General features: G+C 62.6%; 21 protein-coding genes, 1 tRNA gene and 1 riboswitch. Of the genes, 12 read left to right on the plus strand and 10 right to left on the minus strand.

What is annotated here, in order from left to right:
* The first annotated feature begins 55 nt into the window (after window positions 1–55).
* Window positions 56–694 carry an acyl-homoserine-lactone synthase gene (locus tag LB559_RS09525; RefSeq protein WP_013533650.1) on the plus strand — a complete coding sequence of 213 codons (639 nt, stop codon included), beginning with the start codon at window positions 56–58 and terminating at the stop codon, window positions 692–694.
* Window positions 695–708: 14 nt separating this feature from the next.
* The gene (locus tag LB559_RS09530) at window positions 709–1,458 is read left to right on the plus strand and encodes an enoyl-CoA hydratase-related protein (RefSeq protein WP_013533649.1); all 750 of its coding nucleotides are present in this window, start codon (window positions 709–711) and stop codon (window positions 1,456–1,458) included.
* Between the two features lie 48 nt (window positions 1,459–1,506).
* Here LB559_RS09530 and ppk2 read toward each other — a convergent pair whose 3' ends face one another.
* Entirely contained in the window at window positions 1,507–2,415 is a 909-nt protein-coding gene (gene ppk2 / locus LB559_RS09535; RefSeq protein WP_063171200.1) for a polyphosphate kinase 2, read from the minus strand.
* A gap of 121 nt (window positions 2,416–2,536) precedes the next feature.
* Between ppk2 and LB559_RS09540 the strand changes: the two genes are divergently transcribed.
* From LB559_RS09540 to LB559_RS09550, 3 genes are all read left to right on the plus strand, one after another.
* The gene (locus tag LB559_RS09540) at window positions 2,537–3,802 is read left to right on the plus strand and encodes an ATP-binding protein (protein ID WP_224673905.1); all 1,266 of its coding nucleotides are present in this window, start codon (window positions 2,537–2,539) and stop codon (window positions 3,800–3,802) included.
* A 113-nt stretch (window positions 3,803–3,915) separates the two neighbouring features.
* Window positions 3,916–4,641 (plus strand): phosphate signaling complex protein PhoU, encoded by a 726-nt coding sequence (phoU, locus tag LB559_RS09545; RefSeq protein WP_013533646.1) that lies wholly within the window; start codon window positions 3,916–3,918, stop codon window positions 4,639–4,641.
* 90 nt (window positions 4,642–4,731) lie between these two features.
* A complete protein-coding gene (locus tag LB559_RS09550; protein ID WP_013533645.1) occupies window positions 4,732–5,742 on the plus strand; it encodes a magnesium and cobalt transport protein CorA in 1,011 nt (336 codons plus the stop codon).
* Between the two features lie 146 nt (window positions 5,743–5,888).
* Here the strand turns inward: LB559_RS09550 and LB559_RS09555 are convergent, their stop codons facing one another.
* Window positions 5,889–6,407 carry a GcrA family cell cycle regulator gene (locus LB559_RS09555; RefSeq protein WP_013533644.1) on the minus strand — a complete coding sequence of 173 codons (519 nt, stop codon included), beginning with the start codon at window positions 6,405–6,407 and terminating at the stop codon, window positions 5,889–5,891.
* A gap of 358 nt (window positions 6,408–6,765) precedes the next feature.
* On the opposite strand from LB559_RS09555, the gene LB559_RS09560 reads away from it, so the two are divergent.
* From LB559_RS09560 to LB559_RS09570, 3 genes are all read left to right on the plus strand, one after another.
* Window positions 6,766–7,965: an aspartate aminotransferase family protein gene (locus LB559_RS09560; protein ID WP_063170013.1), complete on the plus strand. Its 1,200-nt coding sequence runs from the start codon at window positions 6,766–6,768 to the stop codon at window positions 7,963–7,965.
* Between the two features lie 17 nt (window positions 7,966–7,982).
* Window positions 7,983–8,894 carry an ornithine carbamoyltransferase gene (argF, locus tag LB559_RS09565; protein ID WP_013533642.1) on the plus strand — a complete coding sequence of 304 codons (912 nt, stop codon included), beginning with the start codon at window positions 7,983–7,985 and terminating at the stop codon, window positions 8,892–8,894.
* Between the two features lie 110 nt (window positions 8,895–9,004).
* The gene (locus tag LB559_RS09570; RefSeq protein WP_013533641.1) at window positions 9,005–10,036 is read left to right on the plus strand and encodes an Hsp33 family molecular chaperone; all 1,032 of its coding nucleotides are present in this window, start codon (window positions 9,005–9,007) and stop codon (window positions 10,034–10,036) included.
* 47 nt (window positions 10,037–10,083) lie between these two features.
* Here LB559_RS09570 and apaG read toward each other — a convergent pair whose 3' ends face one another.
* Complete coding sequence (gene apaG / locus LB559_RS09575) at window positions 10,084–10,476, minus strand: Co2+/Mg2+ efflux protein ApaG (RefSeq protein WP_224673906.1); 393 nt, start codon at window positions 10,474–10,476, stop codon at window positions 10,084–10,086.
* Between the two features lie 233 nt (window positions 10,477–10,709).
* On the opposite strand from apaG, the gene LB559_RS09580 reads away from it, so the two are divergent.
* Window positions 10,710–11,861, plus strand: coding sequence for a ceramide glucosyltransferase (locus LB559_RS09580; RefSeq protein ID WP_224673907.1), 1,152 nt, complete (start codon window positions 10,710–10,712; stop codon window positions 11,859–11,861).
* Between the two features lie 7 nt (window positions 11,862–11,868).
* On the opposite strand, the gene LB559_RS09585 is transcribed toward LB559_RS09580, so the two are convergent.
* On the minus strand, window positions 11,869–13,056 hold the full coding sequence (locus LB559_RS09585; protein WP_127384517.1) for an O-succinylhomoserine sulfhydrylase: 1,188 nt from the start codon (window positions 13,054–13,056) through the stop codon (window positions 11,869–11,871).
* 57 nt (window positions 13,057–13,113) lie between these two features.
* Window positions 13,114–13,191, minus strand: a riboswitch (SAM riboswitch).
* A gap of 74 nt (window positions 13,192–13,265) precedes the next feature.
* On the opposite strand from LB559_RS09585, the gene LB559_RS09590 reads away from it, so the two are divergent.
* Window positions 13,266–14,360 (plus strand): 2'-deoxycytidine 5'-triphosphate deaminase, encoded by a 1,095-nt coding sequence (locus LB559_RS09590; RefSeq protein WP_224673908.1) that lies wholly within the window; start codon window positions 13,266–13,268, stop codon window positions 14,358–14,360.
* Between the two features lie 100 nt (window positions 14,361–14,460).
* On the plus strand, window positions 14,461–15,234 hold the full coding sequence (locus LB559_RS09595; RefSeq protein ID WP_024503157.1) for an ABC transporter substrate-binding protein: 774 nt from the start codon (window positions 14,461–14,463) through the stop codon (window positions 15,232–15,234).
* Window positions 15,235–15,405: 171 nt separating this feature from the next.
* Here LB559_RS09595 and araD1 read toward each other — a convergent pair whose 3' ends face one another.
* The 4 genes from araD1 to chvE all read right to left on the minus strand — a co-directional run bounded on the left by araD1 (window position 15,406) and on the right by chvE (window position 20,713).
* On the minus strand, window positions 15,406–16,398 hold the full coding sequence (gene araD1, locus LB559_RS09600) for an AraD1 family protein (protein ID WP_224673909.1): 993 nt from the start codon (window positions 16,396–16,398) through the stop codon (window positions 15,406–15,408).
* Window positions 16,399–16,703: 305 nt separating this feature from the next.
* Entirely contained in the window at window positions 16,704–17,990 is a 1,287-nt protein-coding gene (gene mmsB, locus LB559_RS09605; RefSeq protein WP_027161717.1) for a multiple monosaccharide ABC transporter permease, read from the minus strand.
* Window positions 17,987–19,519, minus strand: a complete 1,533-nt coding sequence (gene mmsA, locus LB559_RS09610) for a multiple monosaccharide ABC transporter ATP-binding protein (protein WP_224618601.1) — start codon at window positions 19,517–19,519, stop codon at window positions 17,987–17,989. The genes mmsB and mmsA overlap by 4 nt, the downstream gene beginning before the upstream one ends.
* A gap of 123 nt (window positions 19,520–19,642) precedes the next feature.
* On the minus strand, window positions 19,643–20,713 hold the full coding sequence (gene chvE, locus LB559_RS09615) for a multiple monosaccharide ABC transporter substrate-binding protein (protein WP_224673910.1): 1,071 nt from the start codon (window positions 20,711–20,713) through the stop codon (window positions 19,643–19,645).
* Between the two features lie 311 nt (window positions 20,714–21,024).
* Between chvE and LB559_RS09620 the strand changes: the two genes are divergently transcribed.
* Entirely contained in the window at window positions 21,025–22,014 is a 990-nt protein-coding gene (locus tag LB559_RS09620; RefSeq protein ID WP_013533631.1) for a LysR family transcriptional regulator, read from the plus strand.
* A gap of 369 nt (window positions 22,015–22,383) precedes the next feature.
* On the opposite strand, the gene LB559_RS09630 is transcribed toward LB559_RS09620, so the two are convergent.
* Both LB559_RS09630 and LB559_RS09635 read right to left on the minus strand, forming a co-directional pair.
* Window positions 22,384–22,457 (minus strand) — tRNA-Gly (locus tag LB559_RS09630).
* Window positions 22,458–22,538: 81 nt separating this feature from the next.
* Window positions 22,539–24,452, minus strand: coding sequence for an acyltransferase family protein (locus LB559_RS09635; RefSeq protein ID WP_224673911.1), 1,914 nt, complete (start codon window positions 24,450–24,452; stop codon window positions 22,539–22,541).
* Window positions 24,453–24,591: the final 139 nt, after the last annotated feature.

The raw sequence follows: 24,591 nt of genomic DNA on the forward strand, positions 1-24,591 counted from the left end.
CAATTTTCTCATCAAAGCACGGCCGTATCTTCCTCTGAACGCAGGAGACGGCGGAATGCTTTTTTCCCTTACAACCCAGGAATTGATGGAACGTCCCGACCTTTGGGAGGCCGTCCATCGTTTGCGCTACAAGATATTCGTCGAGGAGATGGGGTGGGATGACCTCAGGCGCCCCGACGGGCTCGAACTCGACCAGTTCGATCACGACGAGGCGGTCCATCAGATCGTCATCAGGGGCGGTGAAGTGGCGGGTTATCAGAGGATGTTGCCGACGACGCGGCCACATCTGCTGACCGAGGTCTTGACCGATCTTTCCGAAGGAACGCCGCCATCGGGTCCAAACATCTGGGAATTGACCCGCTATGCGGTGGCTCCCGGTTTTCGCGATGGTCGTCGCGGCGTTTCGACCGTCGGCACCGAACTGATTGCCGGTTTCGTCGAGTGGGGGCTGAAGCGCGGCGTCGACAAGGTGATCATCGAGTTCGAGCCGATGTGGGTGCTGCGCGCCTTGCAACTGCATTTCCTGGCGACCCCGCTTGGCTATCAGCGCACCTATGGCAACCAGCAGGTGGTCGCCACCTTGCTGACCTTCAACGAGCACACACTCGATGTGGTGCGGTCGCGCCGCAATCATTTTGCTCCCGTGCTGGCCAGGGGATATCCCGACATGCTCGGGCAAAGGCGTGCGTCATGAGATCGGAGACAGTCATGAGCACACACCCGCAACCTGAACTTCGCAACCACACGCTGGTGGTCACCGTGTCGTCGAGTGACGGCCGGCCGGTGCTGGACAGGAGGGCCTATGAAAGCCTGGCAAGGACCTTCCATGAAGCAGCCGACAATGAGGAGGTTCGCGTCGTCGTCTTGCGCGGCCTGGCAGGCTGTTTCTGTCTGGGCGGCGACTTCTCCGAATTCCTCGACGCCACCAAGCACCAGAAACTGATTGCCGCCGTCACCGACCTGTTCCGCACGCTGGCGACGTTTCCAAAGCCCATCCTTGCCTGCGTCGATGGCGATGCCGTCGGTGTCGGCTGCACCATCCTGTTCCATTGCGACATGGTTATCGCGTCCGATGAGAGCACGTTCAGGGTGCCGTTCGTCGATTTCGGCCTGGTGCCGGATGCGGCGACCAGCATCCTGGCGCCGCAGAAGCTCGGCTACGCCGGTGCCTTCCGCTTCTTCTGCCTCGGCGACACGCTTCGCGCCGAAGATGCCAGGGCGCTCGGCCTGGTCGCGGAGATCGTGCCGGGAGGCACCGTCGAGGAGGCGGCCCTTGGTCGGGCAAGACAGCTCGTCAAGAAGCCGGTCGCCGCCCTGCTGCAGACGCGCGGCCTGCTGAAGGGGAACACCGAGGCCCTCTGCGACCGCATCGATCAGGAGATCTCGCTTTTCCAGCAGGCGCTGCAGGATGATACGACGCTGCGGCGATTGCAGCGTATCGCCAGGCTGGCGGCTTAAGCATCATGATTGCGTCGCGCGGTTCCTGCCGCGCGACGCAAAAAAGCATCAATCCTGTTTTCCCAGGAATGACGGTCCTTCGCCGATGATCTTCTTGTCTTCCTTGCCGATGATTTCGAGATCGCGCCCCTCATAGGGCAGAGACAACAGGATGCGCCGCATGACCGCCAGCCGCGCGCGCCGTTTGTCATTGGCCCGTACGATGATCCACGGCGCGAATTCCTTGTGGGTGCGCTCGAACATTGTGTCGCGCACCTTGGTGTAGTCGTCCCACTTGGTGATGCCCGCAACGTCGATGGGCGAAAACTTCCAGCTCTTCAGCGGGCTGTAGCGGCGGTCGTGGAAGCGCTCGAGCTGCGTTTCCCGGCCGATGTTCAGCCAGAATTTGAAGAAGTGGATCCCCTCGTTGGAGATCATCCGCTCGAAATGCGGCGTCTCGTCGAGAAATTGCTCGTGCTGCTGGGGCGTGCAGAAACCCATCACCGGCTCGACGCCGGCGCGATTGTACCAGGAGCGGTCGAAGGTGACGAATTCGCCTGAAGTCGGGAAATGGTCGACATAGCGCTGGTAGTACCATTGCCCCAGTTCGGTCGGGGTCGGTTTGGTCAGCGCCACGTTGCGTGCGGTGCGCGGATTGAGGTACTGGCGCACCACGAAGATCGTGCCGCCCTTGCCGGCGGCGTCGCGGCCCTCGAACAGCGCCATCACCCGTTTGCCGGTCGACTGCAGCCAGGCCTGCGCCTTGACCAACTCGATCTGCAGCTTCTCGAGCGTTTCGTCATACTCATCGCTTTTCATCTTCTTGTCGTAGGGATAGCCGCCGGCAGTCAGCTTGTTGTCCTCGACCCAGTCGGGAAGCACGGGGTTTTCGATATCGAACTCCCGCTCCTTGCCGCCGATCCTGATCTTCAGCGGCCCCGAAGTTGGCGCGGCGGGACTTTCCTTGGCTTTTTTCATCGAGACGAACCCTTTCCAGCTTCGGGACTCATGCTATGGGGAGCCTCCGGAACGGTCTAGTGGAAGTTTTTCCGCCACCGTGGACCGGGTGCGAAGGCATGGGGTGCGGGCCCGCGGGCAGATGGCTGACCTGGACACAGAGCAGAGAGGCATCGCGCAAACCATGGCCGCACGGCTGTGGAACAGCCGCTGGCTGCTTGCGGCCGGCGTCGTCGCGATCGTCGCCGTTTATGCCTTGGCCGGGATTTCAGCCTATGTCGTCCTTGCGGCGCTGCTGTTGCTGTTTGCAGCGGCAATACTGCCGGCCGCCGGCGCGCGCCAATCCACCGGCAGCGGCGCTGCCATCGAGGCCATCGGCCTGCAGCGGCTCTCGGGTGAATATCTGGCCGCCGCCGTCGCCGATCCGCTGATCATCTTCGACCGGGCTGCCACCATCGTCCATGCCAACGCCGCCGCCTTCGCCGCTTTCGGCGGCATCGCGCCAGGCATGTCGCTGTCGCTGAAATTCCGGGCGCCGGAAATGCAGGCTCTGCTGGATGGCGTGCTATCGGGCGATGTCGCCTCGGATGTCGTCGACTACATGGAGAAGCTGCCGGTCGAACGGGCTTACCGGGTGAGCGTGTCCTCGGTCGGTCACGCCACCGATCTCTATGTGCTGGTGTTCAAGGACCAGAGCGAAACGCGCAGGATCGACCGCATGCGCGCCGACTTCATCGCCAATGCCAGCCACGAACTGCGCACCCCACTTGCCTCCATCGCCGGCTTTATCGAAACGCTGCGCGGGCCAGCCCGCAACGACGCGGCGGCGCGCGACCAGTTTCTGCAGATCATGCAGAGCCAGACCGGCCGCATGGCGCGTCTGATCGACGATTTGTTGTCGCTGTCGCGGCTCGAGATGAAACCCTATTTGAAGCCGGGAACCGAGGTGGACCTGCGCCAGACCGTCGACAGCGTCATCGACTCGCTCGGACCGCTGGCCAGCGAAAACGCCGTTGCCATCGAGCGGCGCTACGCCGATGGACCGCTTCATGTGCCTGGCGATCGCGATGAGCTTTTCCAGGTTTTCGAGAACCTCCTGGAAAACGCCTGCAAATACGGGCAGTCGGGTGGGCGCGTGGTTGTATCCATAGCGCATAGCGATGCCGGACCAGAGCCGGGCATCGACGTGACGATCAGGGACTTTGGCCCTGGCATTCCCGAGGAGCACATTCCGCGCATTACCGAGCGCTTCTACCGCGTCGATGTCGAGACCAGCCGGACCCAGAAAGGCACCGGCCTCGGCCTGTCGATCGTCAAGCATATCCTGACGCGCCACAACGCCCGGCTTTCGATCAAGTCCGAAGTCGGCAACGGCGCGGCATTCTCGGTTCATTTGCCGGCGCACTGATATCGCCCTAATTCAAGGGGACTGTTTCTTTTTTCTGTCATCCGGCTAGCGTATCAGCGGGGATTCGAGGAAACGACTCAAAATCAAAACACCCCGTGGGAAGGCATTTTGCCATGCAGTCCGTGCACATCGTCAGCGCTTATGACGAGGAGTTGAAATATCTGTCGAAGCGCATCGCCGCGATGGGTGGCCATGCCGAGCGCATGGTCGAACAGGCGGTCACCGCTCTCGTCAATGCCGACCCGGGCCTTGCCCAGAAGGTCATCCGCGACGATACCGTACTGGACGAGGGCCAGCGCGAAATCGACGACAAGGCGATCATCATCATTGCCAAGCGTCAGCCGATGGCGGCGGATTTGCGCGAGATCGTCGGGACCATCCGCATCTCCGCCGACCTCGAACGGGTTGGCGATCTCGCCAAGAACGTTGCCAAGCGGGTGGTCGCCGTCACCGACGGACGCCAGCCGACCAGCCTGTTCCGCGGCCTCGAGGCCCTCTCCAACCTGGCGTTGACCCAGCTCAAGGAAGTGCTCGACGTCTACGCGTCCCGTTCGGTGGAGAAAATCGGCTTCGTGCGCGATCGTGACGACCAGATCGACGCCATGTACACATCGCTGTTTCGCGAATTGCTGACCTACATGATGGAAGACCCGCGTAACATCACCCCCTGCACGCATCTGCTGTTTTGCGCCAAGAACATCGAGCGTATCGGTGATCACGCCACCAACATAGCCGAGACCATCTACTACATCGTCACCGGCGATCAGTTGCCGGCTGAGCGGCCCAAGGGCGACAAGACCGACAAAATCAGCCTTTCCGAGACGCAGCCGGTGAAGTGAACGCCGCCTCTCGAACCGTCACCCGATTTACGATAAGCTTTCCGGGCTTTGCCTCTATCCTCGTCCGTGGATTTGCTCCGGGAGGTCGTGATGGAAAATGTTCGGAACCTGACCCCGGCGCCTGCGCCGATATCCGGCATTATCGCTTGCGGCGTTTACACGGCGGGGCGCCGCATCGCCGACATTCCCATCGAGGAAGCCGGCGAATGGGCAAAAAAATCCGGTCACGTCGTCTGGATCGGCCTGTTGGAGCCCGACCGTAACCTGTTGCTGCGCGTCCAGGCGCAGTTTCACCTGCATGAGCTGGCGATCGAGGATGCCGAGCACCCGCACCAGCGGCCGAAGATCGAGCAATATGGCGACGCCTTGTTCATCGTCGCCCGCACCGCGCAGCTGATCGAGGGCCGGGTCACCTTCGGCGAGACCCATTTGTTCGTCGGCTCAGGCTACATAGTCAGCGTCAGGCACGGTCCCTCGACGTCCTATGCCGCCGTTCGTCAGCACTGGGAAAGCTGCCCGCACTCGCTGGCCAAGGGCGAGGATTTCGTCCTCTATGCCATCCTCGATTTCATCGTCGACAATTACATGCCGGTGCTCGAGCAGATCGAGGACGAGGTCGAGGCGATCGAGGACAAGGTTCTGCTGAAGCCGATGACCGCTCCCGACATAGAGCGGCTCTATATGCTGCGCCGCGATCTCCTGCGCCTGCGCAATGCCGCGCTTCCGCTGGTCGAAGTCTGCCGAAGGCTGACCAGCGCCGAGCTGCCGCAGATCCACACCGCCATGCATCCGCTGTTCCGCGACGTCACCGATCACATCCGCACCGTTCAGGAGAAGATCGACAGCCTGCGCGAGGTGCTGGCATTTGCTTTCGAGGCGAGCTTGCTGGTCGGCCAGAGTCAGGAAACGGCCAACACCAAGAAGCTCGCCTCCTGGGCCGCAATCCTGGCGGTGCCGACGGCGCTCGCCGGCATTTACGGCATGAACTTCAGCGACATGCCGGAACTGAAGATGGAATACGGCTACCCGGTGGTACTGGCCACGATCGCGCTGATCTGCGCGTTTCTGTATTGGCGGTTCAGGAAGAATGGCTGGTTGTGAAGTAGGGCAGTAGGGCAGTAGGGCAGTAGGGCAGTAGGGCAGTAGGGCAGTAGGGCAGTAGGGCAGTAGGGCAGTAGGGTGGCATTTCGTGAGCGCGACTTTCCGCGCACATACTGCCCTACTGCCTTACTCCCCTATTCCCTTATCTACCTGCTCCGCCGCCGCTCCGATGCCGGCTGGAATGCCACGCGGGCGTGGTACTTGCAGTAGGGACCGGTTTCGGCGGCATCGTTGCCGCAGAAATGGAAGTCCTCTGAAAGCGGATCGCCGTTCGGCCATTTGCAGGTCCGCTCGGTCAGCTCGACCAGCTGCAGATGCCGCGAGATCGGCAGCACGACATTTTCGACCGGGCGGATGTAATGGCGTGCCACGGGTTCGGCGTCGAACTGCGTCTGCAAAGCGGTCGCGCCGACCGATGTCGTGACATGGCGTGCCGTGGTTGCGGCGCGTGATACCGATTTCTGGACGGTCGATCCTTGCGCTGCCTTCTTCTGGCGTGCCGGCGTGGCGGTCGAGCGACCGCGGCCCGACAGTTTCAGCCGATGCACCTTCCCGATGACCGCATTGCGGCTGACCCCTCCAAGCTGCGCAGCAATCTGGCTTGCGCTCAGACCCTCCGACCACAGTTTTCTCAAGAGTTCTACCCGCTCGTCAGTCCAGTTCATGAGACCGCGCTCCTCTAAGCGTGCGGCAATCGGAATCCTTCTCCCGACCCGGCAACATTTGCCAGGGCAGACACCACATATATCTGGTGATTAGGTCCGCCGCACGAAATCTAGTTATTTCTCGACTACAACTACTCTATGCGCTGACTCGGTGACAAGAGTCCCAAGTGCAACACGAATCGGTTTTTTCGGTTTTCCCCAACTTGCCCGGTCGCTTATGAGCCGGCGTCCCGTCGGGGGGCTTGCCGCGCGCCACTACGCGACGTTTTCGTTGACTTCATGGCCGAAAAACAGGATAAGCCGCACAGGCCGCCGCTTTGGCGGCTTTTTTGATTTTCCGGTACCGGAGACGCATATAATGAGCGGTTCGGCGCTTTACGAGACCTTTGCTCGCGCACCCCTGGCCTTCGACCACGGGGAAGGCACATGGCTGATTACCGACAAGGGCGAGCGATATCTCGATTTCGCCGGCGGCATCGCCGTCAATTCGCTGGGCCACAGCCATCCGCACCTGGTCGCCGCACTCACCGAGCAGGCAGCCAAGCTGTGGCATGTCTCCAACCTCTACGAGATCCCCGGGCAGAGCCGGCTTGGCGAACGGCTGGCCGACGCCACCTTCGCCGACAAGGTGTTCTTCACCAATTCCGGCGCCGAGGCGCTGGAATGCGCGATCAAGACGGCGCGGCGCTACCATTTCGTCAAAGGCCATCCCGAGCGCTTCCGCATCATCACCTTCGAAGGCGCCTTCCATGGCCGCACGCTGGCGACCATCGCGGCTGGCGGCCAGTACAAGTATCTCGAGGGCTTCGGCCCCAAGGTCGAAGGTTTCGACCAGGTTGGCTTCGACGACATTGACGCCGCCGAAAAGGCGATCACGCCGGAGACGGCCGCGATCCTGATCGAGCCGGTGCAGGGCGAGGGCGGTATCCGCCCGGTGCCGACGCAGTCGCTGAAGCGGCTCAGGCAATTGTGCGAGCAGCACGGCCTGCTGTTGATCTACGACGAGGTCCAGTGCGGCATCGGCCGCACCGGCAAGCTGTTCGCACATGAATGGTCGGGTGTAACGCCCGACATCATGGCGATTGCCAAGGGTATCGGCGGCGGCTTCCCGATGGGCGCCTGCCTTGCCACGGATGAAGCGGCGGTCGGCATGACCGCCGGCGTGCATGGCACCACGTTCGGCGGCAACCCGCTTGCCATGGCGGTCGGCAACGCCGTGCTCGATGTCGTGCTGGAAGACGGCTTCCTCGAAGATGTCCAGCGCAAGGCGCTGCTGATGAAGCAGGGTCTGGCGTCGGTCGCCGACGAGTTTCCCGAAATCATCGAGGACATCAGGGGTGCCGGGCTGATGCTCGGCCTCAAATGCGCCATGCCCAACACCAAGGTGAACATGGCCTTGCGCGACCAGCACCTGTTGACGGTTCCGGCCGGCGACAACGTCATTCGCCTGTTGCCGCCGCTCACCGTCACCGACGCCGAGATCCATGACGCGCTCAACCGCATCCGCGCCGGCGCCAAGGGCCTGGCGGAGGCGATCGCTTCCGCCGCGGCGAAGTAATCCCGGAATCATTGCTGATGTCAGTTCGCCATTTCACCGATCTTTCCACCGTTTCCGAAGGCGACCTGCGCTTGATGCTGGACGACGCGGTGGTGCGAAAGGCGCGGCTCAAGGCCGGCGAGCGCACCAAACCGCTCGAAGGCAAGGTGCTGGCGATGATCTTCGACAAGCCGTCGACGCGCACGCGCGTCTCCTTCGACGTCGGCATGCGGCAGCTCGGCGGCGAGACCATCATGCTGACCGGCACCGAGATGCAGCTCGGCCGTTCCGAGACCATCGCCGACACCGCCAAGGTGCTGTCGCGCTATGTCGATGCGATCATGATCCGCACCACCTCGCATGAGCGGCTGCTGGAATTGACCGAGAACGCCACCGTGCCGGTGATCAACGGACTGACCGACGATACCCATCCCTGCCAGCTGATGGCCGATATCATGACCTTCGAGGAACATCGCGGTCCGGTAGCCGGCAAGACCATCGCCTGGACCGGCGACGGCAACAATGTGCTGCATTCCCTGCTCGAGGCCTCGGCCCGGTTCCGCTTCAACCTCAACGTCGCCGTTCCCGAAGGCAGCGAGCCGGCGCAGAAGCATATCGACTGGTCGCAGGCGCATGGCGGCAAGCTGCACTTCACCCGCTCGCCCGAGGAAGCCGTCGACCAGGCCGACTGCATCGTCACCGATTGCTGGGTGTCGATGGGCCAGGAGCATCGCGCCCGCGGCCACAATGTGTTCTCGCCCTACCAGGTCAATGCCAAGCTGATGGCGAGAGCCAAGCCGGACGCGCTGTTCATGCACTGCCTGCCGGCGCATCGCGGCGAGGAAGTGACAGACGAGGTTATCGACGGACCGCATTCGGTGGTCTTCGACGAAGCCGAGAACCGGCTCCATGCCCAGAAGGCCGTGCTTGCCTGGTGTCTAGGCGCTTGAAGTGTCTGGGCGCTTGATCCCTGGGAGCTTGATCTGCGGGCGTGTGATGCCTATTTGCGCCGCATCACGCAAATCAAGCGCGTTTCGACGCATGCGCCCCGGAGGGCGGCATGGCCGCGCCCTGGAGCTTTGTCATGTTGGAAACCTATCAAGTGACTGAACATCACCCCAAACTCGGCGAATTCGGCTATGCCGGCGACGATCACGTCGTGCCGTTCGAGGTCGGCCCTCTCGACGTGCGCGGCCGCACGGTCCAACTCGGGCCGATGCTGGACGCCATCCTCAGCCGCCACGATTATCCCGAGCCGGTCGCCCGCCTGCTGGCGGAGGCCTGTGTGCTGACCGTGCTGCTCGGCACTTCGCTGAAGTTCGAGGGCAAGTTCATCCTGCAGACCCGCACCGACGGGCCCGTCGACATGCTGGTTGCGGATTTTTCCACGCCCTCGGCGCTGCGCGCCTATGCGCGTTTCGATGCCGACCGGCTGGAAGCGCTGGTCGCGGCGGGCGAAACCTCCCAGCAGACGCTGCTCGGCAGTGGCGTGCTGGCGCTGACCATCGACCAGGGCGCCCATACGCAGCGCTATCAGGGTATCGTCCAGCTCGATGGCGAGACCCTGGAAGACGCGGCACGCACCTATTTCCGTCAGTCGGAGCAGATCCCGACGGATATCAGGCTGTCGGTGGCCAAGCTTTTGACGCCCGGTCCCGGCGGCGCCCGCGAGCAATGGCGCGCCGGCGGTATCCTGGCGCAGTTCCTGCCGCAGTCGCCCGAGCGCATGCGCGTCCCGGACCTGCCGGGCGGCGATGGCGATCCGCGTGAGGAGATCCACGATCCGGTCGACAATTCCTGGCAGGAGTTGCTGGCTCTGCTCGGCACCATCGAGCCGACCGAACTGATCGACCCCACGATCGGCGCCGAGCGGCTGCTCTACAGGCTGTTCCACGAGCATGGCGTGCGCGTCTTCGGCGGCGTTCCGGTCGCCGACCAGTGCTCGTGCTCCAGGGACAAGATCCGCGGCATCCTCGAGGGTTTTTCCGCCCAGGAGATCAAGGACAGCACCGAAGACGGCGGCATCCACGTCGCCTGCGAATTCTGTTCGAAGCAATATGATTTCGACCCGGCGGAATTCGCGGCCCAGTAGAGTAGAAACCACGCCTCACCGGTCGCTCCGCGGCCGGTGAGGCGAAATCAATTCACCGTCCGCCGCGTCCCCGGCAAGTCCAGCGAAAACGCCGGAATGGCGACGTCGAACGTCTCGCCCCGCTTGTTGCGCATCGTGTAATGCCCGACCATGATGCCGGACGGTGTCGAGAGCGGGCAACCGGACGTATACTGGTAACTGTCGCCGGGATTGAGTTCGGGCTGGTCGCCGACCACGCCGGGGCCGCGCACTTCCTCGACCCGGCCGGTGCCGTCGGTGATGTGCCAATAGCGCGACAGAAGCTGCACGAAATCGTCCGACTGATTGTCGATCGTTATCTGATAGCCCCAGACATAGCGGTTCTCAGAGGGATCCGAACGGTCCTCCAGATAGAACGGCCTGACCTGCACTTCGATGTTGCGCGTGACGGCGCTATACATAAGCGGCTCCAAAAAACGGTTCCAGCGGAACTTTCGGCGCTCCGTGCGGTTAGGTCAACCGATCGAAGCCTCCTCTGGCCGACCTCGCGGGCAGGTGCCGACAAAGAATGTCATTTAAGTGACATATGACAATGATGGTGTGCGCGGACTGGTGACGCGCGACTCGGGCGCTCTGCTGAACTGTTGAAACCGGCCGTCTTGCGGACCGGTTTTCCTGGAGTGACCGGATCTCGATGCAACTCACTCTCATATCCGCCACGCTTTCAACCGTCCTCATCCTCTCGAATCTCGCCAGCATCGTGCTCGCCGCGTCGCGTCTGAGACGGCGTCGCACCATTGCGCCGCCGGCCGGCAAGCCGCGGCCGGTGTCGATCGTCGTGCCGTCGCGCGGCGTCGAGCCGTTCACGCAGGAGACGCTGGAGCGCGCCTTCTCGCTCGACTGGCCGCGCTATGAGCTGATTTTCTGCGTCGCCCATGCCGACGATCCGGTGGTCAAATTGATAAACAGGACGATCGTCCGGTTTCCGAAAGTGCCGGCCCGGCTGCTTGTCGGCGACGACCGCATCAGCGCCAATCCGAAACTCAACAATTGCGTCAAGGGCTGGGAAGCGGCGCGGCACGACTGGGTCGTCCTGGCCGATTCCAACGTGCTGATGCCGAGGGACTACATCCAGCACCTGATGGCTGCCTGGCGGCCCGGCACCGGCCTTGTCTGCTCGACGCCGATCGGTTCGCGGCCGGCCGGCTTCTGGGCCGAGGTCGAATGCGCTTTCCTCAACACGCTGCAGGCGCGCTGGCAATATGCCGGCGAGGCGCTCGGCCTCGGCTTTGCCCAGGGCAAGAGCATGCTCTGGAACAAGCCGATGCTCGATGCCAATGGCGGCATCCGCGCGCTGGCCGCCGAGATCGCCGAGGATGCCGCTGCGACCAAGCTGGTGAACAGTCTCGGCCTGCGCGTCAATCTCGTCGCCGCCCCCTTCGAGCAGCCGCTTGGCCGGCGCTCGTTTGACGAGATCTGGTCGCGTCAGGCCCGTTGGGCGCGCCTGCGCCGCGTCACTTTCCCGCTGTTCTTCGCACCCGAAATCCTGACCGGCGCCGTGGTGCCGCTGGTGCTTGCGCTGATTGCAGCGGCAAGCGCCGGCTTCAGCCTCTGGGCAACCGCCCTTGCCGTGCTGGCGGCCTTCTATCTTCCGGAGTGCGCCCTGGCCTGGTCCAAGGGCTGGTACCTGTCGCCACGCATGGTCGCCGCGATCATGGCGCGCGACCTGATCCTGCCGGCGATGTGGGGGCGCGGTTGGCTCGGCGGCGCCGTCGACTGGCGCGGCAATGCGATGACCATCGGCACCAAGACGGCCGAGCTGGAAGAGACGCCGTCCGGCGCCTGAAGGCCTCCTACCTGGCCTTCAGCGCCTGCGCGATGTCCTCGAGCAGATCGTCGGCATCCTCCAGGCCAACCGACAGCCTGAGCGTGCCCGGCCCGATGCCGAGCTCGGCGCGCGCCTCGTCGCTGAGATTTTTGTGCGTCGTCGTCGCCGGGTGGGTGATCAGGCTCTTGGCGTCACCGAGATTGTTGGAGATCAGGACGATGTCGAGCGCGTTCTGCAAGGCGAAGGCCGCCTGCTTGCCGCCCTTGACGTCCAGGCAGATCAGCGTCGAGCCGCCCGACATCTGCTTCTTGACGATGTCGGCCTGCGGATGGTCGGCGCGGCCGGGATAGATGACGCGCGCGATTTCCGGCCGTTCGGCCAGAAAATCCGCGATCCGGCCGGCACTTTCCGTCTGCTGGCGTACGCGCAGCGGCAGCGTTTCCAGGCCCTTCAGCAGCGTCCAGGCGTTGAAAGGCGAAAGGCTTGGGCCGGTATGGCGGAAATAGTCGTGCAGGTTCTCGTCGATCCACTTCTTGTCCGACAGGATGACGCCGCCGAGACAGCGCCCCTGGCCGTCTATGTGCTTGGTCGCCGAATAGACGACGATATGGGCGCCGAGCTGCAAGGGCTTCTGCTGCAGGGGCGTGGCGAAGACATTGTCGACGATCAGCCTGGCGCCGATCGAATTGGCAAGCGAAGCGACAGCGGCGATATCGACCACTTCCAGCGTCGGATTGGTCGGGCTTTCCAGGAAGAACAGCTTGGTGTTCGGCTTGACCGCCTTTTCCCAGTTGGCGATGTCGGTGCCGTCGACCAGCGTCGCCTCGATGCCGTATCTCGGCGCCAGCGTCTCGACCACCCAGCGGCAGGAGCCGAACAGCGCGCGTGCCGCCACGATATGGTCGCCGGCCTTGGCGCTGCACAGAAGGGCGGCCGTTACCGCCGCCATGCCGGACGCGGTGGCGCGCGCGTCTTCCGCACCTTCCAGCGCGCACATGCGCTTCTCGAACATGTCGACGGTCGGATTGGCGTAGCGCGAATAGATGAAACCCGGCTCTTCGCCCTTGAAACGGGCTTCGGCGGCTTGCGCCGTTTCGTAGACATAGCCTTGGGTGAGATAGATCGCTTCTGACGTTTCGCCGAAACCGGAACGCAGCGTTCCGCTGTGCACGAGTGCCGTCTGAGGCTTCCAGTTGCGCTTCTTGGTGCTCATCGCTTTTCTTCCAGACACAAAAAAACCGGCCGCGAAAGTCGCAACCGGTCCATACGGCCTTGCGGCCCGACGGTCCTTTAGCGACTTGTTTAACGTGGCTGCAAGCCGACCGGCCAAATCACCACGGGATAACGACCCTTTAGACCCGCACCGCGCTTGCGTCAATTGCCGGCTTCATTAAGAGGTTTGTACCAAGCAGGAGTGGAGCCTTGCGGCAGACAGGCATTCTTCCCGACCAGGACATATCGGCGCTGCTCCAGTCCGGCGCGCTGAAGTCGGCGCGTGCGCTCGACACCGACCAGATCCAGCCGGCCAGCCTCGATCTCAGGCTCGGCGACAAGGCCTGGCGGGTGCGCGCCTCCTTCCTGCCCGGCCCCAATCACAAGGTCTCGGAAAAGCTCGACCGGCTGCAGCTGCACGAGATCAATCTGGCCGAGGGCGCGGTGCTGGAGACCGGCTGCGTCTACATCGTGCCCCTGCTTGAAAGCCTGGCGCTGCCGGCGGACATTTCAGCCTCGGCCAATCCGAAGAGTTCGACCGGGCGGCTCGACATCTTCACCCGCGTCATGACCGATCGCGGCCACGAGTTCGACAAGATCGCGGCCGGCTATCATGGCCCGCTCTTTCTGGAAGTCAGCCCGCGCACCTTCCCGATCGTCGTCCGCACCGGGTCGCGCCTGTCGCAGATCCGTTTCCGCATCGGCAATGCGCTGCTCTCGGAAGCCGAGTTGCACGACCTGCATCGCACGCAGATGCTGGTCGCCACCGAGCCGCCGAACATTTCCGGCGGCGGCATCGCGCTGTCGATCGACCTCAACGGCGATCAAAGCGGCTTGGTCGGCTATCGCGGCAAGCATCACACCGGCCTCGTCGATGTCGACAAGCGCGCGGCCCAGGAAGTCGTCGACTTCTGGGAACCGATCCACAAGAGCGGCGCCGGCGAACTGGTGCTCGACCCCGATGAATTCTACATCCTCGTCAGCCAGGAGGCGGTGCATGTGCCGCCGCTCTACGCCGCCGAGATGACGCCCTTCGATCCGCTGGTCGGCGAATTCCGCGTCCATTATGCCGGCTTCTTCGATCCGGGCTTCGGCCATTCCGCATCCGGCGGCACCGGCAGCCGGGCGGTGCTGGAAGTGCGCAGCCATGAAGTGCCGTTCATCCTCGACCACGGCCAGATCGTCGGCCGGCTGGTCTACGAGCATATGCTGAAGCGGCCGCAGGCACTCTACGGTACCGATCTCGGCTCCAACTACCAGGCGCAGGGCCTGAAGCTGTCCAAGCATTTCCGCGCCGCGCGCTGACCCTCATTGCCCCAAGGCAAAATACTTGCCTGTACCGGCTCGCCATGCTTGGCTGCCTTGCCGCCCGTCAAGCTGGCGGCGTTCAAGGGGAACCAAGAAAATGCGATTTTCGAAATGGGTCATATCGGCGGCGGGCGCTGCCATGCTGGCAACACTGGCCGGCTCTCTGTCGGTGCAGGCAGCCGAAAAAATCAAGATCGGCACCGAGGGCGCCTATCCGCCGTTCAACACCATTACCGCCGACGGCAAGGTCGAAGGCTTCGACATCGACATCGCCAATGCGCTGTGCGCGCAGATGAAGGTCGAATGCGAGATCGTTACCCAGGACTGGGACGGCATCATTCCCGCTTTGCAGGCCAAGAAATTCGACGCCATCATCGCCTCGATGAGCATCACCGAAGAGCGCAAGAAGCAGGTCGCCTTCACCAACAAATATTATACGACACCGCTGGCTCTGGTGGCGCCGAAGGACACCGATCTCACCTCGACCGAACCGGCGGCCCTTGCCGGCAAGACGGTCGGTGCCCAGGCTTCGACCACGCAGGCCGACTATGCCCAGAATGAATATGGCAAGGCGGGCGCGGAGGCCAAACTCTATCCCACCCAGGAAGAGGCGATCACCGACCTGACCAACGGTCGTCTTGACGCCGTGATCTCGGACAAGTTCGTGCTGATGGATTGGCTGAAGAAGGCAAGCGACGGCTGCTGCAAGCTGGTCGGCGACGTCAAGGGCACCGAGACCCAGGCCGGCATCGCCGTGCGCCTGGACGACACGGCCCTGCGCGACAAGCTCAACGCGGCCATCGACGCGATCGTTGCCGACGGCACCTACAAGAAGATCCAGGCCAAGTATTTCGACTTCGATATTTATTGAGGCAGAGGCGCCTTTTCCTTCTCCCCTTGTGGGAGAAGGTGTCGCCGGAGGCGACGGATGAGGGGTGTTCCAGGGAACGCCAACGTCTCACTCCGCTGGAACACCCCTCATCCGTCTCGGCGCTAACGCGCCGATCCACCTCCCACTTGGGGAGAAGGAAAAGGCGCGCTCTCAAAGCGCCTTCACAGCCACCTTCACCGGCTGCTCGATCTCGAGCGGGTTGCGCAGCGGCAGGCCGAAATCCCCGGCCTCGATCTCGAAGACATCGCCGGCCTCGGTCGTGATGCCGTCGGCGAAGGACAGCGTCGCCGTGCCGAACATGTGCACATGCACGTCACCCGGCTGGCGGAAGGCCGCGTATTTGAAATGATGATGTTCGAGATTGGCGATGGTGTGCGACATGTTCGCTTCGCCGGACAGGAACGGCTTTTCCCACAGCACCTCGCTGTCGCGCACGATGCGCGAGGTGCCGCGGATGTCGGACGGCAGCTCGCCGATCAGGATCTCCGGCCCGAACGAGGCGTTGCGCAGCTTGGAATGCGCGAGGAACAGATAGTTCACGCGCTCGGTGACGTGGTCGGAAAACTCGTTCGACAGCGTGAAGCCGACGCGGAAAGGTGCGCCGTCGTCGCCGATGACATAGATGCCGGCGACCTCGGGCTCTTCGCCGGCGTCCTTGGCAAAGGCCGGTGACAGGAGTGCGGCGCCTGGCGCCACCGCCATCGTGCCGTTGCCTTTGTAGAACCATTCCGGCTGCACGCCGATCTGGCCTTTCGCCGGCTTGCCGCCCTCCAGCCCCATGCGGAACATCTTCATGGAATCGGTGAGCTGCTCCTCGCCGTCGGCGCTCAGCTTCTTGTGCATGGAATCGCGCGTCGCGGCGGAGCCGAGATGCGTCAGCCCGGTGCCGGTCAGGTGCAGATGCGCCGGATCGGGGTGATTGATCGGCGACAGCAGCCGCCCCTTCTTGTAAGCGGCCTCGAGATCGACCGTCTCGCCAAGCCCCTTGCGTTCGATCAGCGCGACGAGGCCGACGCCGGTGCGGGCGGCCTCCATCGCCAGCGAATAGACGCTGCGGGCGCCATTGATGATCCGGGTCTTGCCGCCATTGCGGGCGACGACGCGGATGGTCTCGGCGTCGTCAAGGATCTGGGAGATCAGCATGATGAATCCTCTCTCATTTGCCTTGGCAGGGCTGCCAAAACGGCAAACCTTGCTCAGCGCGGCCGGGACCTCGTCCATGCCACGGTTTAAATTCTCAGTTCGGATTGCGCTCGCGGGCCTGGTCCCTCAGGGACTTCTGTTACCGGCGGGTTGCCGGCAGCGTCGCGATCGTATGCCTCCTGCTTTCCTCGACCAGAGCAGTTCACCGTTTCACGGAAACGGCGAACCGCTCTAACTCATTGTCTTGGCGCAATTCCCGGCGGAAAACCGTTTCACACTTTTCCTGGAATTGCTCTTAAGTCCGTTCAAGCCTTGTTCTTGTTGTAGACGTCGAAGATCACGGCGCCGAGCAGCACCAGGCCTTTGACCACCTGCTGCCAGTCGACATTGACGCCCATGATCGACATGCCGTTGTTCATCACGCCCATGATGAAGCCGCCGACCACCGCGCCGATGACCTGACCGACGCCGCCCATCGCCGAGGCGCCGCCGATGAAGACGGCGGCGATGACGTCGAGCTCGCTGCCGAGGCCCGCGGCCGGCACCGCCTGTCCCAGTCGCGCCGCGATGATCAGGCCGCCGAGCGCCGACAGCACGCCCATATTGATGAACACCATCAGCGTCAGCCGCTCGGTGTTGATGCCTGACAGCTGCGCGGCCTTGGCATTGCCGCCCATGGCGTAGATACGGCGGCCGATGGTCATGCGCTTGGTGACGAAGACGAACAGCGAGATCAGCACGCCCATGACGAGCAGCACGACCGGCAGGCCTCTGTAGCTGGCGAACTCATAGACCAGGAACAGCGCCAGGGCGCTGGCGACCAGCGTCTTGACGACGAACAGGGCAAAGGGCTCGGCCTCATAGCCATGGCGTTCGCGCTTGCGACGCGTCCTCACCCCGAAATAGGCATAGGCCAGCACGGCGATCAGGCCGAGCACGACTGTCGTCATGTGCAGGGTCACGCCGCTGCCCAGGATGGTCTTGCCGGCCGCGTTCACCACCGGCGGGACGAGCGTCAGCGGGCCGATCACATCAGGGATGAAGCCGGAGCTGAGCATTTTGAAGTCGTCCGGAAGCGGGCCGACCGAAGAGCCGCCGCCGAGCAGCGCCTGGCAGATGCCGCGGAAGATCAGCATGCCAGCCAGCGTCACAATGAAGCTCGGTATCCGGTGATAGGCGATCCAATAGCCTTGCGCCGCCCCGATCAAGCCACCCGCAACCAGGCAGACGATCGAAACCACCAGCGGATTGCTGAGCGGTCCCAGCTGCCAGATGACCATCATGTTTGCCGCCAGCGCGCCGATGAAGCCGGCGACCGACCCGACGCTGAGGTCGATATAGCCCGATACGATCACCAGCAGCATGCCCAGCGCCATCACGATAATGAAGGAGTTCTGCTGCACCAGATTGCTGAGGTTGACCGGTTTGAACAGCGTTCCCGACGTGGTGAACTGGAAGAACAGCATGATGACGATCAGCGCGATAATCAGACCGTATTCGCGCAGGTTCGTCGCCAGCGCCGAGACGGCGATGCGCGGGCGCTGTTCCTCGGCGACATTGCCCTGCGGGGCGGGGGCGGTTTCGGTGCTCATGCTGCTTTTCCTTCTCCCCGGACGATGGCGCGCATTATTTTTTCCTGGCTTGCTTCCGCCGCCGGCATTTCGCCCACCATGCGCCCTTCGTTCATGACGTAGATGCGGTCGGTAATCCCGAGCAATTCCGGCATTTCCGACGAGATGACCACGATCGCCTTACCCTCCGAGGCAAGGCGCGCGATGATCGTGTAGATTTCATACTTGGCGCCGACATCGATGCCGCGTGTCGGCTCGTCCAGGATCAGCACGTCAGGGTCGGCAAACAGCCATTTCGACAGCACCACCTTCTGCTGGTTGCCGCCGGAAAGATTGCCGGTCATCTGATAGACGCTGGACGCACGGATATTGGTCTTCTTGCGATAGTCGTTGGCGACGGCGAGCTCGCGCATGTCGTCGATCACGCTGTGGCGCGACACGCCGCCGAGATTGGCGAGCGTAATGTTGTGCTTGATATGGTCGATGAGGTTGAGGCCGTAGGTCTTGCGGTCCTCGGTGACGTAGGCAATGCCGTGCTGAACCGCCTTGCTTACCGACGAGACATCGACCGGCTTGCCCTTGAGCATCACCTCGCCGGTGATGCGGCGGCCATAGGAGCGGCCGAACAGGCTCATGGCGAATTCGGTGCGCCCGGCGCCCATCAGCCCGGCAATGCCGACCACCTCGCCCTTGCGCACATTGATGTCGATGCCCTTGATCACCTGCCGCTCGGCATGGAGCGGGTGATAGACCGACCAGTTCTTCACCTCGAACACGATCTCGCCGATCTTGGGCTCACGCGGCGGATAGCGGTCGTCGAGCGAACGGCCGACCATCGAGGTGATGATGCGGTCTTCCGAGATATCTTTCTTGGCCAGCGTCTCGATGGTGCGTCCGTCACGGATGACGGTGACCTTGTCGGCGACCCGGTTGATCTCGTTGAGCTTATGCGAGATCAGGATCGAGGTCATGCCTTGCCGCTTGAATTCGAGCAGCAGGTCGAGCAGCGCCTGGCTGTCCTTCTCGCTGAGCGACGCTGTCGGCTCATCGAGGATCAAAAGCTTGACGTCCTTGCTCAGCGCCTTGGCGATTTCGACCAATTGCTGCTTGCCGACGCCGATATTGGTGATCAGTGTCTTGGGGTCCTCCTTGAGGCCCACCTTCTTCAACAGGGCGGCGGTGCGCGCCTCGTTGGCATCCCAGTCGATGACGCCGAATTTCGCGTGCTCGTTGCCGAGGAAGATGTTTTCGGCGATCGACAGCATCGGCACCAGCGCTAGCTCCTGGTGGATGATGACGATACCCTTGTGTTCGCTGTCCTGGATGCCCTTGAACTGGCATTCCTGGCCTTGGAAGATGATCTGGCCGTCATAGGTGCCGGAGGGATAGACGCCCGACAGCACCTTCATCAGCGTCGACTTGCCGGCGCCGTTTTCGCCGACCACGGCGTGGATCTCGCCTTCCTCGACGCTGAGGTTGACGTTCGACAGCGCCTTCACGCCGGGAAACGTCTTGGTGATGTCGCGCATCTCCAAAATCGTCGGGGCCATGGGGACTACCGCTCCTTGAGAGCTCGGCAAACATTGCCGGCGAGGTCGGTGACAATACCGGGCTCGCTGGTGAACGAAAAGGGGCCCTGCGTTGCGCAGGACCCCCTGACTTTGTAACCGGGATTACTTCAGTTCGTCGGCCTTGATGTAGCCGGAGTCGACGACCAGCGCCTGGTAGTTCGACTTGTCGACTTCATGCGGCGTCAACAGGATCGAGGGAACGACCTTGACGTCGTTGTTGTAGGTCTTTTCATCGAGGCCGTCCGGCTTGCCGCCCGAGAGCACCTTGTCGACGAGTTGGACGGTGGCCTTGGCCAGTTCGCGGGTGTCCTTGAACACGGTCGAGTACTGCTCGCCCGAGATGATCAGCTTGACCGAAGCGGTCTCGGCGTCCTGGCCGGTCACGATCGGCCACGGCTGAGCCTCGGTGCCGTAGCCGACGGCGCGCAGCGAGGCGGTGATGCCGCGCGACAGGCCGTCATAGGGCGACAGAACGCCATCGACGCGGCTGCCGTCCGAATAGTTGGCCGACAGCAGATTGTCCATGCGCGCCTGGGCGGTGGCGGCGAGCCAACGCAGCGTGCCGACCTTGTCCATGCCGGTCTGGCCGGACTTGATCTTGATCGAGCCGTCGTCGATCAGCGGCTGCAGGACGGAGATGGCGCCATTGTAGAAGAAGAAGGCGTTGTTGTCGTCGGGCGAGCCGCCGAACAGTTCGACGTTCCACGGCTTGGTGTTCGGGAAGCGTTCCTTGAGGCCCTTGACCAGCGAATTCGCCTGGATCACGCCGACGCCGAAATTGTCGAAGGTGGTGTAGTAGTCGACATTGGCGGTCTTCTTGATCAGGCGGTCATAGGCGACGACGACGACGCCCGCGTCAGCGGCCTTCTGCAGAGCATCCGACAGGGTGGTGCCGTCGATCGAAGCGATGATCAGCGCCTTCGGGCCTTTGGTGATTTCGTTTTCCAGCTGGCTGAGCTGGTTGGGGATGTCGTCCTGCGCGTATTGCAGATCGACGGTGTAGCCGAGAGCCTCGAGCTGGGACTTGACGGCATCGCCGTCATTGATCCAGCGCTGCGAGGTCTTGGTCGGCATCAGCACGCCGACAAGACCCTTGTCGGCTGCGTGCGCCGAGTAGGTCATGGCAGTGATGCCAAGGGCCGCGACGGCGGCCAGTGTCTTGATGATTTTCACTTTAACTCTCCCTGTTTGATGGACGCGGCACCCCGGGGGTCGCGGGCCGCGCAATCGTGCAGAAGCGCCAAGGCACCGCTGCCGTCATATCGATCTCCGGTATCCTCCCATGGTCCCGAGACGCTGATTCAATCGATACGATTTTTGTCGTCGGCGACCGTCACGTCTTGGAACGCGCGGAGGGTGTGGGTCTTTGCCATAACTGTCAAATGCGATCTTTGATGGTTGCTATATCATGGTTGGTATATGTATTGCGACGTGACGGGCTGACCCCGATGTCGGTCGTACACGAGCAGAAGGCAGGGAAAGCGATGGCGCGGCCAGCGAATCCGACAACAGCTTCAGATGGTTACAGAGAAGCACCGGGCGATGGCGAAACCCTGCTGCGCAGCGGTCTCAGTCTGCGTCACATGCGCATGATCGTCGCGCTCGACGACCATGGCCGGGTCAGCGCGGCAGCCCAGGTTCTGAACATTTCGCAGCCGGCGGCCTCGCGCATGATCGCGGAGATGGAGGCGGTGCTGGAGGTCAGGCTGTGCGAGAGGCTGCCGCGCGGCATCACCTTGACGCCATACGGCAAGGCTTTGGCCAGGCGCGCGCGCTCGATCCTGCTGGAGATGCGCGAGGTCGACCGCGAGATTTCCGAGCTCAAGGCGGGCAAGGGTGGTTCGGTTTTCCTGGGTGCCGTGACCGCGCCGGCAATCGAGCTGGCGGTGCCGGCAATTCGTGAAATCCGCCGCATCTATCCGCGCATCGAGATCACCATGCAGGTCGAGACCTCCAATGTACTGGCACGCGAGCTGATCGCCACGCGCCATGACTTCATCATCGCGCGCATCCCGGACGACCTCAATCCGCGGCTGTTCGAGTCGCGCGTCATCGGTGTCGAGAAGGCCTGCCTGATCGTGCGCCGTGGCCACCCGCTCACCAGGGGCAGCGTGGTGCGGCTGGAAGACACTGCCGCCTATGACTGGGTCTTCCAGTCGGGCGGCTCGCCCTTGCGCCAGGCGATGGAGAGCAACTTCCTCAACCGCAACATCGCTTTGCCGGACCGTATCCTGAACACCAGTTCGCTGCTCCTGACCCTGGTCATGGTCGCGCAATCCGATGCCATCGCACCGGTCTCTGTCCAGGTGGCGAAATTCATCCAGAACCCTGACGGGCTGGCCGGCGCCATCGACGTCGTCCAGACCGAATTCGACATCGAGGTCAGGCCCTACAGCCTGATCACGGTGAGGAATCGCGCGCTGTCGCCGGCCGCCAAGATGCTGCACGACTTCATTCTGAGGGAAGTGGGATGATGGCTGGATCAGGTAAGCTTCTCCGGCGAAAGCGCCGCCAGGCCGAGGCCAGCGAAAGCGAACTGGGAACATTATTTCCCGCCGATGCGTTCATGATCTTGCAAGGGACGATTTCTTCTGGAGGCTGAACATGCGCAGCTTCGAAATCATCGACCTGCTTTGCGTGATCGAGGCCTGCAAGCACGATCGATCGGTCGGCAATTTCGTGTCCATGGCTGAAGGCGTGGAAGAATTGCGGGTGTTGACCGGCGATTTCGTTTCATCGGATGACGCGGCGGCAAACGCCCTCGCAGCAGTGGCGCTGGCGAGAGGCTGCTCGGTTGTGTTCGACGAACAGGCAGGCGCTGAAATGGTTCTGACGCCATATACTGGAGCGGGTAGCGGGAATCGAACCCGCGCGTTCAGCTTGGGAAGCTGACAAGCTACCATTACATCATACCCGCGTGCGCCCTCGTTAGCATGAGGGTTGGCCTTCGGGCAATCGCAAAGCGGTCCGTTTCGGCACGACGCCGTCGTGCTGCGGATCACGGCGCGCCTGCGGCCGTGAATTGCCGGTTTGCCTTCGCGGCCTTGTCGCTGGTGGCGAAACTTGGCCAGTATTTCGAGATGGCCAGCGTCGCGCCGGCGGAAGAGAAGTGGCCATAGTCGAAGTAGAGAAATTCATTGGTCTTGGCGTCGGCGTATGAACAACCGGCCGAGTCGCACAGATACGTCAGCGGATCTATGAAATCGGCCCCTTTGGTGAACGGCAGAACCCGTGCGTTGATGCCCGGATCCATAGCCATAGGCCAGGATGTGGTTCCGGCATGCTCCCGCTTCACCAAGAAAGCGATCTTCTGGACGTCGGCGATGAATTCCGGAGACTGGCCGACGGTATAGACCTTGACCCCCATCTCGCGAAGCCGGTCGATCGTCTTCTGCAGACCGGCGAAGCCCCTGGCCTGGTAGTCGGTCCATCGGCCGCTCAGGATCACCGCCTGGATGTTTGCGTCGCGAATGATCGACAAGGCCCGTTCGTTGAAGCGGGTGCAGGCGGGCCGAGCATAGGAAAAATAGGTCAGGTCGGGCGGACAGCCGGCATAGGTGTATTGGATGACATTGGCCTGGATTTTCTGGGCGTTGGGCTCAAGTCCCGATACATAATGGGCAGCGAAAGAATCGCCCCACAGCAGCACATCGGTGGCAAAGCCCGTTGTACGGGTGCAGTCGGCGAGATTCCAGTCTTCGATGCGGGTCCCGTTTTCGTTGAAGCAGATGCCGTTGCGCCAGTCGCCGACCCGGATACGTTCGGTCGAGAAGTCCGGGAACCGTTGCGGGAAACCGTTGCCCAGTGCACCGGCCAAACCACCGGCGCACAGCAGCGCGATGGCCGTCGCCGAAAAGGCGAAGATAGGCAGCGGTGCGGTATAGGCTCGTTTCTGGCGGAAGGGCTGCTCGATATATTTCCAGGAGAATGCCGCCAGGGCGAAACTGGCCACCGTCATTGCGACAATCGTTGGCACATCGACGGTCTTCAGCGAGAGATAATGGACGAACGAGTTGATCGGCCAGTGGACGAGGTAAAGCGAATAGGAAATGAGGCCGACCCAGACCAGCGGCGCCAACCGAAGCACGCGAGTGGCGACAGGTGCCGGCCTGTCGGCGTTATCCTGGCCAGCATAGATCAGCAGTGCTGTTCCGATGCAGGGGAATAGGGCATTGTAGCCGGGAAACGGATCGCTGTCCGAAATCATCACAAAGCCAAACGCAATCAGGGCAAAGCCGGCGAGGCCGATCAGTTCCACCGCCAGCCGATCGGCTGGGACCGGAGGCTTCCGCAACATCAGCATGGCGCCCAGCGCCAGCTCCCATATGCGCGTCGGCAAGAGATAGAAGCCTGCCGTCGGTGCCAGCGAGGTTGCTATGACTGCCAGGGCAAAGCTGCCGACGGCCATCGGCAGAAGTACCGTCAGCCAGCGCTTCGAGACGTATCGGTGGATCAGACAAAGCAGGATCGGCGCGAAGATATAATACTGCTCTTCCACCGAAAGCGACCATGTGTGCAGGAGCGGCCGCAGTTCGGCGTCGATGGAGAAATAGTTCGTCGTTTTCCAGAAATAGATGTTCGACCAGAAGGTCGAGGCGGCGATCACGCTAAGGCTGAATTCGTGGAGATCCGAAGGCAGAAGGATGAACCAGGCGGCAATGCTCGCGAGCAGGATGACGAAAGTCAGCGCCGGTAGGATGCGCCGGGCGCGGCGCCAGTAAAAGCGGCCGATCGAGAACTGGCCCCGCTCAAGATCATCGAGCAGGCTGCCGCTGATCAGATAGCCCGATATGACGAAGAAGATGTCGACACCGGTGAAGCCGCCAGGAATGGCGGACACACCGAAATGGAAGAGCACGACGGGCAGCACCGCAACGGCCCGCAGGCCGTCGATGTCGCGCCGATAGTTCATCCGGCCGGCTCGCGCGCGACCACCATGATCCGTGCGGCCGCACCCGACACGCTCATGCGGCGATGCCTTCGGTCGTGCTGAAAATCCCGGCTCGTCGGTCTCACAGGCTTACCCTCAGGCAGCAATTTTGCTGCGCTGC

This window comes from Mesorhizobium sp. BR1-1-3 (assembly GCF_020165455.1).
In the GTDB taxonomy this organism is placed as follows: Bacteria; Pseudomonadota; Alphaproteobacteria; order Rhizobiales; family Rhizobiaceae; genus Mesorhizobium; species Mesorhizobium ciceri.

Coding starts and splice junctions, on each gene's coding strand:
- LB559_RS09525 (WP_013533650.1), top strand. CDS start 56: ATGCTTTTTTCCCTTACAACCCAGGAATTGATGGAACGTCCCGACCTT.
- LB559_RS09530 (WP_013533649.1), top strand. CDS start 709: ATGAGCACACACCCGCAACCTGAACTTCGCAACCACACGCTGGTGGTC.
- ppk2 (WP_063171200.1), bottom strand. CDS start 2,415: ATGAAAAAAGCCAAGGAAAGTCCCGCCGCGCCAACTTCGGGGCCGCTG.
- LB559_RS09540 (WP_224673905.1), top strand. CDS start 2,537: ATGGCTGACCTGGACACAGAGCAGAGAGGCATCGCGCAAACCATGGCC.
- phoU (WP_013533646.1), top strand. CDS start 3,916: ATGCAGTCCGTGCACATCGTCAGCGCTTATGACGAGGAGTTGAAATAT.
- LB559_RS09550 (WP_013533645.1), top strand. CDS start 4,732: ATGGAAAATGTTCGGAACCTGACCCCGGCGCCTGCGCCGATATCCGGC.
- LB559_RS09555 (WP_013533644.1), bottom strand. CDS start 6,407: ATGAACTGGACTGACGAGCGGGTAGAACTCTTGAGAAAACTGTGGTCG.
- LB559_RS09560 (WP_063170013.1), top strand. CDS start 6,766: ATGAGCGGTTCGGCGCTTTACGAGACCTTTGCTCGCGCACCCCTGGCC.
- argF (WP_013533642.1), top strand. CDS start 7,983: ATGTCAGTTCGCCATTTCACCGATCTTTCCACCGTTTCCGAAGGCGAC.
- LB559_RS09570 (WP_013533641.1), top strand. CDS start 9,005: ATGGCCGCGCCCTGGAGCTTTGTCATGTTGGAAACCTATCAAGTGACT.
- apaG (WP_224673906.1), bottom strand. CDS start 10,476: ATGTATAGCGCCGTCACGCGCAACATCGAAGTGCAGGTCAGGCCGTTC.
- LB559_RS09580 (WP_224673907.1), top strand. CDS start 10,710: ATGCAACTCACTCTCATATCCGCCACGCTTTCAACCGTCCTCATCCTC.
- LB559_RS09585 (WP_127384517.1), bottom strand. CDS start 13,056: ATGAGCACCAAGAAGCGCAACTGGAAGCCTCAGACGGCACTCGTGCAC.
- LB559_RS09595 (WP_024503157.1), top strand. CDS start 14,461: ATGCGATTTTCGAAATGGGTCATATCGGCGGCGGGCGCTGCCATGCTG.
- araD1 (WP_224673909.1), bottom strand. CDS start 16,398: ATGCTGATCTCCCAGATCCTTGACGACGCCGAGACCATCCGCGTCGTC.
- mmsB (WP_027161717.1), bottom strand. CDS start 17,990: ATGAGCACCGAAACCGCCCCCGCCCCGCAGGGCAATGTCGCCGAGGAA.
- mmsA (WP_224618601.1), bottom strand. CDS start 19,519: ATGGCCCCGACGATTTTGGAGATGCGCGACATCACCAAGACGTTTCCC.
- LB559_RS09620 (WP_013533631.1), top strand. CDS start 21,025: ATGGCGCGGCCAGCGAATCCGACAACAGCTTCAGATGGTTACAGAGAA.
- LB559_RS09635 (WP_224673911.1), bottom strand. CDS start 24,452: ATGAACTATCGGCGCGACATCGACGGCCTGCGGGCCGTTGCGGTGCTG.